The following is a 13,488-nucleotide window of genomic DNA, read 5'->3' on the forward strand; positions in this document are numbered from 1 at the left end:
TGCTGCTGGACATCATGATGCCGGGCCAGCTGGACGGCCTGGACTTGTGCCGCCTCGTCAAAAGCGACCCCTCCCTGGGCATGCCGCAGGTGATACTGCTCACGGCACGCGGACAAAGCCAGGACATTGAAGCGGGCATGAATGCGGGGGCCGATGCCTATCTGCTCAAACCCTTCAGCCCCCTCAAGTTGATCGAGACCATTGACAACCTGGGCACCACCCCCTCCGAGGCAGCATGAACCTGACCGCCCCAGAGGCCACCCAATTTGACCCGGCTGCAGCCGACCAGATGGAGAAAATCATCTCCGACCTGGGCCGCATGTACCACGAGCGCAACGAGGCCTTGCAAGAGGTGGCGCGGGCACACCACGAGGCTTTGTTTCTGCTGGCCATGGCGGCGGAATACAAGGATGACGACACAGGCGTACACATCGTGCGCATTGGTTTTCTGGCAGAGGCGCTGGCATCCTTTCTGGGTCAACCCAAGGCGTACGCCCGCTTGTTGCGCAAGGCGGCGCCCATGCACGATATCGGCAAGATTGGCATCCCTGACAGCGTCCTCAAGAAACCCGGCCCCTTGACGCCAGAAGAGCGGCTGATCATGAACCAGCACCCGGCCATTGGCGCGGACATTTTGGGCAAATCCCGGATCGCGCTGTTCAGGATGGCCACCGAGATTGCGCTGACGCACCATGAACGCTGGGACGGCCAAGGCTACCCCCACCAGCTGGCAGGCCAGGCCATCCCGCTGTCGGGGCGTATCGTGGCAGTTGCAGATTTCTACGACGCTTTGACGATGGACCGCGTCTACCGCCCTGCTTTCAGTCAAGAAGAAGCCCTCGCGATGTTGCAAGCCGAGAGCGGCAAGGCATTCGACCCGGCCGTCGTGGATTGCTTCATGCAGCACAGTACCGACCTGCTGGCACTGCGCGAGCGCGTCACCGCCCAGCGCACGACGTTTGCTGATCTGGAACTGGGCGGGCAGGAGGTTTTATGAGCAGGCGCCAAGGGGATCGATTCTGGGCCGTGTGGCTGCTGTGCCTGGCCAGCGCCTTGGGCTGCACGGGAGCTGCAGCAGGCGAAGTGCTGGAGCGGGTACAGGCCCGGGGGGCCCTCAAGGTCTGTATCTGGCCCGACTACCAGCGCATCTCGTTTCGCGACCCGCGCTCTGGTCAAGTCAGCGGCCTGGACATTGACCTGGCCACGGCACTGGCTGCCGATCTGAACGTGAAGCTCGAATTTGTCGATTCATCGTTCCCCACCCTGGTTCAGGACCTGCACACCAACCGCTGTGACGTAGCCATGTTTGGCATCGCCATGCTGCCCAAGCGCATGGAGCAGCTCCAGTTTTCCACGCCCTACCTGCAAAGCGACATCCATGCGGTCACCACGCGCACCAGCCGCACGGTGCGCCAGTGGAGCGATATCGACCAGCCCGGCGTACTGGTCGGTGTACAGGCGGGCACCTTCATGGAGCCCGTGATGCGCCAGCGCCTGCGCTATGCCGGCCTGGTGTCCATCCAACTGCCGCAGACGCGCGAACGCGAACTCGTCGCAGGCCGTGTGGATGTCTTCATGACCGACTACCCCTATGGCCGCGCCCTCGTCGACAACACAGAATGGGCCACCCTTTTGCCCCCGCCAACCCCCATCCATCTGCTGCCCTACGCCCACGCCAGCAAACCCGGGGATGCCCAATGGCGCGCCACGCTGAGCAGTTTCATCGCCCGCATCCGGCAGGATGGTCGCCTGGACAGCGCTGCCCGCCGCCATGGCCTTGAGAGCATTCTTCTGCCCTGATGCAGCCCTTTGCCATGAAACGCTTTTTTTCTACCGCCCAGCCCGCTTTTCTGGGCCAGCCCAGCCGCAAAGTGCTGGCCACCGGCTTGCTGCTCATTCTGGCGGTGCTGGTCGGCACAGCAGGCCTGATGTGGCTGGAGTTTGGCCGCACCAAAGCACGGGATCAACGGCATCTGGAGCTGCTGGTCAGCGCGATGGAGGCACATGCCAGCCACACCTTCGACAACGCCAGGCTGGCCCTGGACAGCCTGGCCAAAAGCCTGGTGCAAGAGAACAGCACCCCCGAACAGCTGCAAGCACAACTGTCCTACCGGCTCCAAAGCCTGCCGTTTCTGCGCAGCATCGCTATCGTCAACGCCCAGGGGCTGGTACTGACTTCCAGCACGGCCTCTGACCGGGGCGGCAAGGTGGATCTGCAACGCCTGACGCTGGCCCCCGTCACCGATGAGCGGGTGGCCATAGGCCCTTGGGTCAAGGGCCGCACCCTGACCGACCATGCGCGCGCCGGGGCCATGCCTGCCAACCTGGGCTTCATACCCATGGTGCGCCGGATTCCGCTGCCAACCCCCCTTTTCCTCGTAGCCCAGATCAATCCCGACACCCTGGCCAGCTACCAAATGCAGTTGACGGACGCTGGCACTGCGGGCACGCAGGTGCTGCTGGTGCTGGACAACGGCACCTTGCTGACACAAGTGGGCAACGACACCCTGAGGCTGGGCAGCAGCCTGCGTACACACCCGATGTTCCAGGACATGCAGCAGGCACGCAAGGGCACCTATGGGCCCGTCCAGTCGTTCCAGTCACGCAACCTGGGCGCCTGGCGCGCCTCCAGCACCCAGCCGCTGCTGACCATCGTCGAACAGCCCTACCAGGCCACCAGGCAGCAATGGCTGGCATCGCTGCGCGGGCCGCTGCTGTTCATGGCCGTGGCCACGATCTTGATCGGGTTCATGACCCTGATCTCCTGGCGCAGCGCCCGCGCCCGTGAAACCGCCCAGCGCGAACGCGATGAAGCCCAGCGCGAAATCATCCGGCGCGAGCAGGAGCTTTCGGTGTTGTTCAAAAGCGTACAGACGCTAATCTTCCGCACCGACGCCCACGGCGTGATCCGCTTTGTCAATGCACGCTGGCATGCCATCGCCAACCAACCCACGGAAATGGCCCGGGGCAAACGCCTGCGAGACATGGTGCATGCCGAGTCCCGCGAGCGCATTGATGCACTGTTCGACGCCACTGAGCCCGCTGGCGTGCGCCTGGCCCAGGTTCGCCTCACGGGCCTCAATGGCGAGACACGCGCCCTCGACATCTCGGTGGTGCCGCTGCACGACCGGTCGGGGCAGTTGCGCGGTTTTGCTGGCAGTGCCGTGGATGTGACCGCCCTGCTGGCAGCGCAGGACAACCTGCAAGAGCAATTGGCCTTTACCAACCTGGTGCTTGAATGCAACCCGCTCCCCATCTGCATGACCGATTTGCAGGGGCGCTTTCTCTCCGTCAACCCGGCCTGGGAAAACTTCATGGGGCTGCCACGCCACAGCGTTCTGGGCCTGAGCAACAATGATCTGCTGCCACCACAAGAGGCCCACGCCTACAACGCCTATAACGAGCAACTGCTGCGCGAAGGGGGCCAGATACGCTATGAGGAGCGCCTGCGCCGCCCCGATGGGAGCTACCGCGACGTGCAAGTCACCAAGGTGCTGGTCACGTCCCACCAGAACCAGCCCGTGGGCATCTTGATCGTCAAGATGGACATCACCGAATTTCTGGCTGCACGCGACCTGGCAGAAGAAGCATCGCGCTCGAAATCGGAATTTGTGGCCAACATCAGCCACGAGCTGCGCACGCCGCTGCAATCGATATTGGGCTTTTCCGAGCTGGGTGTGGTGCGGGGCCGCCAGCATGAAAAACTCGCCGCCATGTTCAGCGACATCCACGATGCGGGCCAGCGCATGCTGGTACTGGTCAATGACCTGCTGGACATCGCCAAAATCGAAAGCACCGTGGGCGCTTTCCACTTCGAGCGCAACGACGTGCGCGAACTCATCGAAGACGTGGCCGCCGAGCTGGAGCTGCTGCTGGAGCGCAAGCGCCTGCGCCTGGAACTGCAATTGGGCCGTATCCCGCTGGTGGTCAAGGTCGATCCATCGCGGTTCCAGCAGGTGGTGCGCAACGTGCTGGCCAATGCGGTGAAGTTTTCCCCCGAGGACCGCGCCATCGAGATCACCGCAGGCGTCTCTGGCGAGGACAGTATCCACATCCAGGTGCGCGACCAAGGCCCTGGCATCCCCCCGGCAGAACTGGAGGCCATTTTTCAGGCCTTTGTGCAGTCCAGCCAGACGCGCGACGGCTCGGGCGGTACCGGCCTGGGCCTGGCTATCTGCCGCAAAATCATCACGGCGCACGGCGGGCATATCCATGCCACCAACGCGCCTGGTGGCGGCACCGTTTTCCACATCGTCTTGCCCACTGCGGGTTACACAGACACCATGCCGGCAGCCTTGTCATGACCAGCTACCTCCACCCCGCACGCTGGCGCAATCACCCAGCACTCACCTACTCTGTGGTGGCCTGCGTGTTCAGTGCCGTCGTGCTGCTGGGCGCATGGGCCACCATGGCCACCATGCTGCGCTGGCAGTGGCAGGAAACCCTCAGCGCCGAAATGCGCCAGAACACCAACACCGCCGTGGCCCTGAAAGAGCACACGCTGCGGGTGCTCGATACCGTCGATCAGGCCATGTGGCGGGTACAGGCCAGCATCGAAGAAGGCAAGCTCAACGGCGAGGCGCTGATCAGCATCGCCAACGAAACCGGCATGGTGCCCCACATCCTGACGCAGTTGTCCTTTGTGGGCCCCGATGGGCGCTTTCAGGGCAGCAACCTCGACCCCGACGGCTCGCGCAGCAAAAATGTGAACCTGATGGACCGCGACCACATCCGGGTTCACCTGCTGCCAGCAGACGCAGCGGCGCCGCCACCGGGCATGCTGTACAACGGCCTGTTCATCAGCAAAACGCTGCTGGGCAAGGTGTCGGGAATCCGCACCATCCAGCTCTCACGCAAGCTCATTGCGCAAGATGGCAGCACGCTGGGCGTGGTGGTGGTGTCACTCAACCAAAGCCATTTCGCCGATGTATACAGCGGCGTGCAACTGGGCAGCGATGGCGCCGCAGCGCTGACGGGGTTGGACGGCGTGATCCGCGTGCGCGTGATGGGCGGCACCAGCACCGATATCGGAATGCACATCGACCCGACTCTGGCCCAGGCCCTGCATTCACAGCGCGATGGCGCCATCCAATCGCAGTCCTCCGACAACGTGGCACGCATCGTCGGCTTCAGCCAGGTGGGCAAGTACCCGCTGGTGGTGCTCAGCGGCACCTCCGAGGCGCAGGCCTTTGCGCCCTGGCGCACCACGCGCAACATCGTGCTGGGGCTGCTGATACTGCTGAGCCTGTCGGTGGTGGCCTTTGTCACCCTGTTTCTGGGCAGCGTGCGCCGGCTGGCCCGCAGCCACGCGGCCCTGGTGCAAAGCGAGGCCAACGCCCGCCGCGCCAACCAGGCCAAGAGCGAGTTCCTGGCCGCCATGTCGCACGAGTTGCGCACACCGCTGACCAGCATCCGGGGGTTTTCCGAACTGATGGAGCTGCGCAGCCAAGACCCGCTGGTGCGCGAGCAAGCGGGCCTGATCCGCCAGGGCGCACAGCACCTCAGCGCCTTGCTCACCGAAATCCTGGACCTGGCCAAGATAGAGGCGGGCGCCATGCCCGCGCACTCCGATGCCGTGGAGCTGCACCGCCTGGTGCATGAAGTAGCAGAGTTTTTTCGCGTGAGCGCTGTGGCCAAATCCCTGGAGCTGCAGGCGCACATCGCCGCCCAAACGCCGCACACACTGGTCACCGACCGGCTCAAGCTCAAGCAAATCCTGCACAACCTGCTCTCCAACGCCATCAAGTTCACGGCAACGGGCAGCGTGGAGCTGCGCGTGGAGCCCAGTGCGCAGAGCGACCATGTGCTGTTCCATGTCAAAGACACCGGCCCGGGCATTCCGCCAGAGCAGTACGAGCGCATTTTTGAAAAGTTCAGCCAAGGCCACGCCCGCATCAGCTACGAGCACGGCGGTACGGGGCTGGGGCTGTCGCTGTCGCGGGCGCTGGCCGAGTTGCTGGGCGGCACGCTGACCATGCAGTCGCACGTGGGCGAGGGCTCGGTGTTCACCCTGTGCCTGCCGGTGCAGCCGCCCGCTGCGCTGCTGGAGCTGCCCCCAGGCCAGACAACGGCAGCGCACTGAAGGCGCGCAGAGGCCCGATCAGCGCAGGCGTGCCAGCGCCGCGCTGGCCATTTCAGCGATGAGGGTGAGAAAGTCGGTGCCCATGGTGGCTTCAAAGCGGTGCGGGTCGTGCGATGCCAGCACCAGCATGCCAAAGGCCGGGGTGGCGCGGTCCATGGGGCCATCGCGCAGCGGCAACAGGGCCAGCGAGTGCACCTCGTTGCTCTCGCTGCCGTCCGAGGAGGCGGCGCCGCGCAGCCAGCCCACAGGCTCAAAACCCAGGTTGGGGCCGCAAAACGGCATGGTCAGCGAGGTGGCAAAAGCGCGCACATCGTCGCTGGCGCCCCAGGTGACGGGGGCATTGGCATAGGCGGGCGCCACGCTCCAGACGCGCACAGCCGCCTGCGGCACATCAAACAGCGTGCGAATACCGCGCACCACGGCATCGGGCAAATCGGTGGGCACCTTGATGCGTTGCAGGTCGCAGCCCCACTGGTGGACTTTTTCTGCGATGGCGGCGTTCTCGTGGGCGTTGCGCACCATGTCCATGACGCGCTGCTCCAGGCCCTTGATCTTGTCGCGCAGCATCTCGGCCTGGCGCTCTTGCAGGCTGACGGCACGGTGGCCGTGGGGGCTGACCATTTGCACGCTGGTGAGCAGCTCGGCATGGCGCTCAAAAAAACCCGGCGTCTGCGCCAGGTACTCCACGATGTCTTCTTCGGTGATGGGGGCGATCTGGGGGAGTGGGGAATGTGGGCTCATGGGGTGTCAGGCAGCGTGATCTGGCCTTCAAAAACGGTGGTGGCAGGGCCGGTCAGGAAAACCGGGTCGGCAGGGCCGCCAGCCCAGCCAATGCTCAGGCGGCCACCCCGGGTGTCCACATCGACGTGCGCGTCCAGCAGGCCCAGCCGTATGCCCGCCACAGCAGCGGCGCAGGCGCCCGTGCCGCAGGCCAGCGTCTCGCCCGCGCCACGCTCGTACACGCGCAGGCGCACCTGCTGGCGGTTCACGATTTGCATGAATCCGGCATTCACGCGCTGCACGAAGCGGGCGTGGTTTTCAATCAATGGGCCGGTTTGCAGCACGGGGGCGGTGTCCACGTCCTCCACCAACTGCACGGCGTGCGGGTTGCCCATGGACACCGGCACTATCAAAACAGTAGCTGCTTGCGCTTGCCCTGCAAGGGCCAGAGGCCATTTTTGCCCCAAACCCTGGGCCACGGGCTGCAAGCCCTCGGTGTCAAAGGGCACGCGGGCTGGGTCGAACACGGGCAGGCCCATGTCCACGGTGACGCGGCCATCGGGCGTGAGCTGCGGCGCAATCACACCCGAGAGCGTTTGCACGCGGATGGTGTCTTTGCGGCTCAAGCCCTTGTCGCGCACAAAGCGGGCAAAGCAGCGGGCGCCGTTGCCGCACTGCTCCACCTCGCCGCCATCGGCGTTGTGGATGGCGTACTCAAAATCAATGCCCGGCGCGGGCGATGGCCGCACACTCAGAATTTGGTCGGCGCCGACGCCAAAGTGGCGGTCGGCCAGAAAGCGGTAGTGCGCGGGCGTCAGGCCCAGGCGGCCCTGGGTTTCATCGAGCACCACAAAGTCGTTGCCCGCGCCCTGCATTTTGGTAAAGCGAATCTGCATGGCGGGAATTATCGTTGCTGAACCATGCCGCCGCTGGCCTGGCCACCGGCCCGTAGCGCACGAACCCGCAGCAGCGACTGGCCCAGGCCCAACGCCTGCCCCAGGCACCGCAGGCATCGCCTGCCCGGTGGCTGGGGAGAATTTGACATCCTCCCCGCCCTAAAGGACGGGGACTCCTTCTGCAAGACGGCGATGTCCCGCCGCGAGAATGTTTTTAGCTGCGTTGACATCACGGTCGTGTGCCGCGCCGCAATCGCTGCAAACCCATTCTCTTATTCCAAGGCCTGCTCTACCTTTCGGACTGCTGGCAGGGATGGCCCCGCAGCACGAACAAGTCTGGGTGGTGTAGCTCTCATTGACTACTTCAAAGACGACACCGGCCTGATGGCTCTTGTATTCCAACATCGTCTTGAGCATGGCCCAGCCCGCATCCAGCGTGCTCTTGGCCATTTTGGTTTTGACCAGCTTGCTGCTGGCCACGTCGCCCACGAAGATGGCGGCGTTTTCTTGCACCAGCTTGCTGCTGAACTGGTGCAGTGCGTCTTTGCGCTGGTTTTTGATCTTGGCGTGGATGGCGCGGGCGCGCTTTTTCTTGTTGGCCCGCTGCGCAATGCCCAGCGCCTGCTCATGGCTGCGATACCAACGGCCTTCGATCTTGTCGCCCGTGGATGCGGTGGCGCATTCCTTCAGGCCCAGGTCGATGCCCACAGCGGCTGTGCCGGGCGATGGCTTGCGCTGCACCTCTACCGCCACGTTGAAATACCAGCGCCCCCGGCTGTCTTCGCTGAAGGAGCCGGCACGCAGCTCGTATTTGGAAAGTCCGTAGCTATCCCAGAGGCTGAATTTTTTCCCGGCAAAGTGGATTTGCCCAGCCTTGTATTGGGCATGGCCACCCTTGAACGGAATCCAGCCCAGCGAGTATTTGCTGGACTTGGGATTGCTGACGCGCCAGTTCAGCCGGGTCTTCTTGAACTGCTTGCGCCGCGTGGCGTACTCGGTGCAAACCACCTGCACGGTGCCGCTGCCCACGCTCACGCCCTCACATTGGCTGAACCCCGCCGTGAACTTTTGCAGGTCGTAGCCCGACAGAAACCGGGGTTTGCCGTGAAAAGGCCGTGCCGCTTTGGCCGAGATGGCGTTGATGTGGTTCCACACCTGATTGACCTCGCGCGCCATCTGGCGCAGCACGCGAGCGTGCTTGTCTTTGAGGCGCAGTTGCAAGGTTTTGGTGGTGGTGCTCACAGTAAAGATCATAGGCATGTGCCATGCGAAAAACCACAGGCCGTATCGGCCTGATCGCTCCAACCTCGGGCTGAACCCCGAGGCTTGCCGCTCATTTCGGGTCAAAATGGCCCAATGCCCCGCACCACCCAACAACTGCACCCGCGCCGCGAACCCGCGCGCACCCTCTCTGCCGCCACCGTGCTGCTGCTGCGCGACGCACCCGGCCCCGACGGCACCCCCCGCCTGCAAGTGCTGATGACGCGCCGCTCGGACAAAGCCAGCTTTGCCCCCGGCGCCTACGTCTTTCCGGGCGGCGGCATTGATGCCCTGGATGCCGACCCCGCCACGCACGCCGCTGCCGCACGCCGCCCCACACAAAGCGACTTGCACCTGACGCAGGCCATGGCCGCCATCCGCGAGAGCTTTGAAGAACTGGGCATCTTGCTGGCGCGCCACCCCGATGGCCGCATGGCGGGCGCCGCCGACATCGCCGCCATCGACCGCCACCAGCCCTTTGCCGCCCAATGCCAGGCGCGCGGCCTGACGCTGGCCGCCGACAGCGTGTACCTGCTGGCGCACTGGACGGCCGACCGCGACCTGCCCAAGCGCTTTGACGTGCCCTTTCTGGTGGCGCACATGCCCGAGGGCCAAACCCCCGTGGCCGACGAGCAAGAGCAGTTCGAACCCGTCTGGGTACACCCGCAGGACGCGCTGGAGCGCCACGCCGCAGGCAGCTTCTTCATGATTTACCCCACCATCCGCACGCTGGAGCGGCTGGCCAAATTTGCCAGCGCCGATGCCGTGCTGGCCGCCGTGGCCAACGAGCAGCCCCTGTGGGTGAGCTGCCCGCGCGCGGGCCTGCTGCACGGCAAAGAATCGCGCCACATGGAAGACGAGGCCCCCTTTGGCGAGCTGGCCCTGGTCTGCCCCGACGGCCAGATCGCTCACCCGCTGGAGTGGCAAAGCGAGCGCGCCGTGCCGCTCTTGAAAAACGTGCAGCGCCTCACCGCCCCCAACCCCGGCGTGATGACCGGCCCCGGCACCAACAGCTATTTGGTGGGCGAACCCGCCACCGGCTATATCGCCATCGACCCCGGCCCCGCCGACGCCGAGCACCTGGACAAACTCTGGCGCGCTGCGGGCGGCGACATCCGCATGATCGTCTGCACCCACTCGCACCCCGACCACTCGCCGGGCGCCGCGCCGCTGCAACAGCTGTGCGTGCAGGCGGGCCGTGCCAAGCCGCCGATTCTGGGCCTGCCCTCGGCCCCCACCGCGCGGGCCGACAGCCACTTCACGCCCGACCGCGCGCTACAAAATCATGAGCTGCTCGCGCTCACTGGCAAAGGGCCAGAGGGCGAAATCACCCATACCTTGCAGGCCATCCACACCCCCGGCCACGCCGCCAACCACCTGTGCCTGCTGCTGCTGGAAGACGGCCTGCTGTTTTCCGGCGACCACATCCTGAACGGCAGCACCACCGTCATCAACCCACCCGACGGCAACATGGCCGACTACCTCGATGCACTGGACACGCTGGACGCGCTGTGCGCGCAGCACGGCGCAGACTTCATCCTGCCCGCGCACGGCTACGTGCTGGGCCAGGCACGCAGCGCCATCGCCCAGCTCAAAGCGCACCGGCTGGCGCGCGAGGCCAAGGTCATCGCCGCCATGCAGGCGCTGCCCGACGGCACGCTGCAAGACTGGGTGGCCCACGCCTACACCGATGTGCCCGAGCGCATGTGGCCGCTGGCCCAGCGCTCGCTGATCGCCCACGTCGAGCGCATCCGCGCGCAAGGCCCGGGCAATAACTGAAAAAATGGCTTTCCCCCGCGCCGCTTCACGCCATCCCCCAGGGGACGGTCGCTCGTGCGGCGGGGCGGCCCTTGCACGGCGACCGCTGGCCTGGGCCGCCGGGGCGCATAGCGCAATGAACCACTGATATATGAAGAACTTTTCTACCTCCCCCGACAACGCGGTGCGCCTGGCCAAGCGCGTGGCCGAGCTGCTGGCCTGCTCGCGCAGCACCGCCGAGCAGTACATCGAAGGCGGCTGGGTCAGCGTCGATGGCCAAGTCATCGAGCTGCCCGGCGCGCGCGTGGCGCCGCAGCAGGCCATCACCGTCTCGCCGGAAGCCAGCCTGTTGGGCCTGGCGCCGGTCACGCTGCTGCTGCACAAGCCGCCCGGCTTTGAGGCCGGGCTGGGCATGGAGGCCGCCCACGCTGCCCACGCCAGCCGCAGCCAGGGCGCACGCCCGGCGCTGTCGCTGCTGGGCGCGCCATCGCACATGGCCGAAGACGCCGCCAGCACGCGCGTGCTGCTGCGCCACTTCAAGGGGCTCGAATGCTTTACGCCGCTGCCCACACCCGCCAGCGGGCTGGTGGTCTACACGCAGGACAAGCGCATCGCGCGCAAACTGCAAGAAGACATCGAATCGCTGGAGCAGGAGTGCATCGTCGAAGTGGCTGGCCAGATTGCCGAAGGGGGCCTCAAGCGCCTGTGCCACGGATTGAGCTTCAATGGCCGACCACTGCCCCCCATCAAAGTGAGCTGGCAAAACGAAACGCGCCTGCGCTTTGCGCTGCAAGGCATACGCCCCGGCCAAATTCCAGCCATGTGCGAGGCCGTGGGCCTGCGCGTGATGGCCATCAAGCGCATCCGCATAGGCCGCGTGCCGCTGGCCAAAGTGCCCGAGGGGCAATGGCGCTATTTGCAGGATTGGGAAAAGTTCTGACTATCAAAAATGATAGCTGCTCGCGCTTATATGGCGGGCGTTAGCGCCTGATTGGGCGCAAAAGTGTGAAGCGCGCCGATAAGCCGGATTCTGTGCACCCGGTTGCCCGGGCGTGACCGCCATTACTCTGGGCCGGGTGTCGCCACCACGGCTCGGTGCTACCTACCCGCCAACTCTGCAGAACCACATCAACGTTGGCCTACTTGGTATTGCTGCGCGTAGAGATTGCCCGTTTCACCTTGGGCGCGGAGCGCCCAAGGTGACTGTGGGCTTTCCCGGCTTGCGCCGGGAACCGACTGGCTTGCGCCATTCGGCACCGGCTTACGCCGGCGACCCACAGAACACCCAAGGGTTGCTCCGCTCCCAAACTCGTCTCTGTTGCTCTGATCCTCACCTCACGGTGGGCAGCCGTTAGCTGCTACGCTGTCCTGTGCAGTCCGGACGTTCCTCCAGTGCCTGGTTTCCCAGATTGCACCAGCGGCGGTCTGGCGCGCTTCACGGGGCGCATTATTGCATTGCCTCAGAAAGCATTCATCGCCAGCGGGCATAGTGGCGGCTTCTCCCAAGGAAGCATGGATGCAAACTTTTCAACGCAAAACCGCAGGGCGCATCGCCGCCGTCACGCTGGTGATGGCCGCCTGCGCCAGTCCGCTGGCCTGGCTGGTCTCGCGCGAGAACGCCGAGCAGGAGGTGGTGGCCTTTGCCCAGGAAGAATCGCGCCGCGTACTGGCCGGGCAAGGCAGCGTGCGGCTGGATGGCCCCCAGGCCGCAGCCCAGGCGCAGCAGGCGGCGCAGCTGCTCACGGGCGGCCTGTTTGATATTGCCGAAATCTACGGTGCCGATGGCCGCAAGCTGGCCGAATCGGTCACGCCCGCAGGCCATGCGCTGGAGCAGCGGCTGCCCAAGCACGGCACGCCGCGCTATGTGCAGTCGTCTTACGAGAGCCTGCCGCTGCCCGGGGGCGAATGGGCACTGCGCGTGTTTGTGCCGCTGCGCGAGGCGCCCTCTGGCCCCATCACCGGCTACTTCGAGGGCGTGCGCACCATTCCGCAGTGGCAGCACCAGCAGATTTTGTCGGACGCCTTCATCGTCAGCCTGATGGTGTGCCTGGCCTCGCTGGTGTGCGGCGGCGTGATTTACCCGGTGGTGGTGCATCTGGTCAAAGAGAACGAGCACAAGGCGCAGCTGGTGCTCGAATCGCACATTGCCATGATGGAGGCGCTGGGCCGGGCCATTGCCAAGCGCGACTCCGACACCGGCGCGCACAACTACCGCGTGGCCTGGCTGGCCGCCAGCACCGCCGCCGCACTGGGCTTGCAGGGCGCGGCCATGCAGTCGCTGATTGCGGGCAGCTTTTTGCACGACGCGGGCAAGATCGGCATTCCCGACGCCATCCTGCTCAAGCCCGGGCGCCTGGACGATGCCGAAATGGCCACCATGCGCACCCATGTGGCGCTGGGCGAGGACATCGTGACGGGCGCAGGCTGGCTCGATGGCGCCCGCGATGTGGTCGGCAGCCACCACGAAAAATGGGATGGCAGCGGCTACCCGCGCGGTCTGGCGGGCGAGGCCATCCCGTTGTCGGCGCGCATTTTTGCCGTGGCCGATGTGTTTGACGCGCTCAGTTCGCGCCGCCCGTACAAAGAGCCGCTGCCGTTTGACAAGGTGATGGCCATCCTTCAAGAAGGCCGGGGCAGCCACTTCGACCCCGCCGTGCTCGACACCTTCACCCGGCTGGCGCCCGACCTGCACCGCCAATTGCAAGGGCTGGACGAGGCCGCCACCCGCACGCTGATGACCGACATGGTGCAGCGGCACTTCGATATTCTGGT

Annotated in this window: 11 protein-coding genes and 1 other RNA gene; 8 read left to right on the top strand and 4 right to left on the bottom strand. The window is 65.2% G+C overall.

What is annotated here, in order from left to right; all coding sequences use genetic code 11:
* The 5 genes from PHX69_RS10430 to PHX69_RS10450 all read left to right on the top strand — a co-directional run.
* Positions 1-239 (top strand): response regulator transcription factor (locus tag PHX69_RS10430; RefSeq protein ID WP_288043642.1); only part of this gene is annotated, 239 nt, incomplete at its 5' end.
* Entirely contained in the window at positions 236-997 is a 762-nt protein-coding gene (locus tag PHX69_RS10435; protein ID WP_288043643.1) for an HD-GYP domain-containing protein, read from the top strand. The genes PHX69_RS10430 and PHX69_RS10435, both read left to right, overlap by 4 nt.
* Positions 994-1,800, top strand: a complete 807-nt coding sequence (locus PHX69_RS10440) for an ABC transporter substrate-binding protein (protein ID WP_288043644.1) — start codon at positions 994-996, stop codon at positions 1,798-1,800. The genes PHX69_RS10435 and PHX69_RS10440 overlap by 4 nt, the downstream gene beginning before the upstream one ends.
* A gap of 14 nt (positions 1,801-1,814) precedes the next feature.
* Positions 1,815-4,304, top strand: coding sequence for a sensor histidine kinase (locus PHX69_RS10445; protein WP_288043645.1), 2,490 nt, complete (start codon positions 1,815-1,817; stop codon positions 4,302-4,304).
* Positions 4,301-6,082, top strand: a complete 1,782-nt coding sequence (locus PHX69_RS10450) for a sensor histidine kinase (RefSeq protein ID WP_288043647.1) — start codon at positions 4,301-4,303, stop codon at positions 6,080-6,082. Before PHX69_RS10445 ends, PHX69_RS10450 begins: the two co-directional genes overlap by 4 nt.
* Before the next feature lie 18 nt (positions 6,083-6,100).
* Here PHX69_RS10450 and PHX69_RS10455 read toward each other — a convergent pair whose 3' ends face one another.
* From PHX69_RS10455 to PHX69_RS10465, 3 genes are all read right to left on the bottom strand, one after another.
* Positions 6,101-6,823: a DUF484 family protein gene (locus PHX69_RS10455; RefSeq protein WP_119013035.1), complete on the bottom strand. Its 723-nt coding sequence runs from the start codon at positions 6,821-6,823 to the stop codon at positions 6,101-6,103.
* Positions 6,820-7,698: a diaminopimelate epimerase gene (gene dapF / locus PHX69_RS10460; RefSeq protein WP_288043648.1), complete on the bottom strand. Its 879-nt coding sequence runs from the start codon at positions 7,696-7,698 to the stop codon at positions 6,820-6,822. The genes PHX69_RS10455 and dapF overlap by 4 nt, the downstream gene beginning before the upstream one ends.
* 159 nt (positions 7,699-7,857) lie before the next feature.
* Positions 7,858-8,940: an RNA-guided endonuclease InsQ/TnpB family protein gene (locus PHX69_RS10465; RefSeq protein ID WP_288043649.1), complete on the bottom strand. Its 1,083-nt coding sequence runs from the start codon at positions 8,938-8,940 to the stop codon at positions 7,858-7,860.
* A gap of 114 nt (positions 8,941-9,054) precedes the next feature.
* Between PHX69_RS10465 and PHX69_RS10470 the strand changes: the two genes are divergently transcribed.
* Positions 9,055-10,737: an MBL fold metallo-hydrolase gene (locus PHX69_RS10470; RefSeq protein WP_288043650.1), complete on the top strand. Its 1,683-nt coding sequence runs from the start codon at positions 9,055-9,057 to the stop codon at positions 10,735-10,737.
* 130 nt (positions 10,738-10,867) lie between these two features.
* Entirely contained in the window at positions 10,868-11,656 is a 789-nt protein-coding gene (locus PHX69_RS10475; RefSeq protein ID WP_119013031.1) for an rRNA pseudouridine synthase, read from the top strand.
* Positions 11,657-11,719: 63 nt separating this feature from the next.
* On the opposite strand, the gene rnpB is transcribed toward PHX69_RS10475, so the two are convergent.
* An RNA gene (rnpB, locus tag PHX69_RS10480) (RNase P RNA component class A) lies at positions 11,720-12,153 on the bottom strand.
* A 79-nt stretch (positions 12,154-12,232) separates the two neighbouring features.
* Between rnpB and PHX69_RS10485 the strand changes: the two genes are divergently transcribed.
* On the top strand, positions 12,233-13,488 hold a 1,256-nt coding region (locus tag PHX69_RS10485; protein ID WP_288043651.1), incomplete at its 3' end, for an HD-GYP domain-containing protein.

Origin of the sequence: Simplicispira sp. (assembly GCF_028687295.1) — a bacterium.
In the GTDB taxonomy this organism is placed as follows: domain Bacteria; phylum Pseudomonadota; class Gammaproteobacteria; order Burkholderiales; family Burkholderiaceae_C; genus Simplicispira; species Simplicispira metamorpha.

Excerpts from the sequence above, each read along its gene's own strand:
- PHX69_RS10435 (WP_288043643.1), top strand. The coding sequence starts at position 236 with ATGAACCTGACCGCCCCAGAGGCCACCCAATTTGACCCGGCTGCAGCC.
- PHX69_RS10440 (WP_288043644.1), top strand. The coding sequence starts at position 994 with ATGAGCAGGCGCCAAGGGGATCGATTCTGGGCCGTGTGGCTGCTGTGC.
- PHX69_RS10445 (WP_288043645.1), top strand. The coding sequence starts at position 1,815 with ATGAAACGCTTTTTTTCTACCGCCCAGCCCGCTTTTCTGGGCCAGCCC.
- PHX69_RS10450 (WP_288043647.1), top strand. The coding sequence starts at position 4,301 with ATGACCAGCTACCTCCACCCCGCACGCTGGCGCAATCACCCAGCACTC.
- PHX69_RS10455 (WP_119013035.1), bottom strand. The coding sequence starts at position 6,823 with ATGAGCCCACATTCCCCACTCCCCCAGATCGCCCCCATCACCGAAGAA.
- dapF (WP_288043648.1), bottom strand. The coding sequence starts at position 7,698 with ATGCAGATTCGCTTTACCAAAATGCAGGGCGCGGGCAACGACTTTGTG.
- PHX69_RS10470 (WP_288043650.1), top strand. The coding sequence starts at position 9,055 with ATGCCCCGCACCACCCAACAACTGCACCCGCGCCGCGAACCCGCGCGC.
- PHX69_RS10475 (WP_119013031.1), top strand. The coding sequence starts at position 10,868 with ATGAAGAACTTTTCTACCTCCCCCGACAACGCGGTGCGCCTGGCCAAG.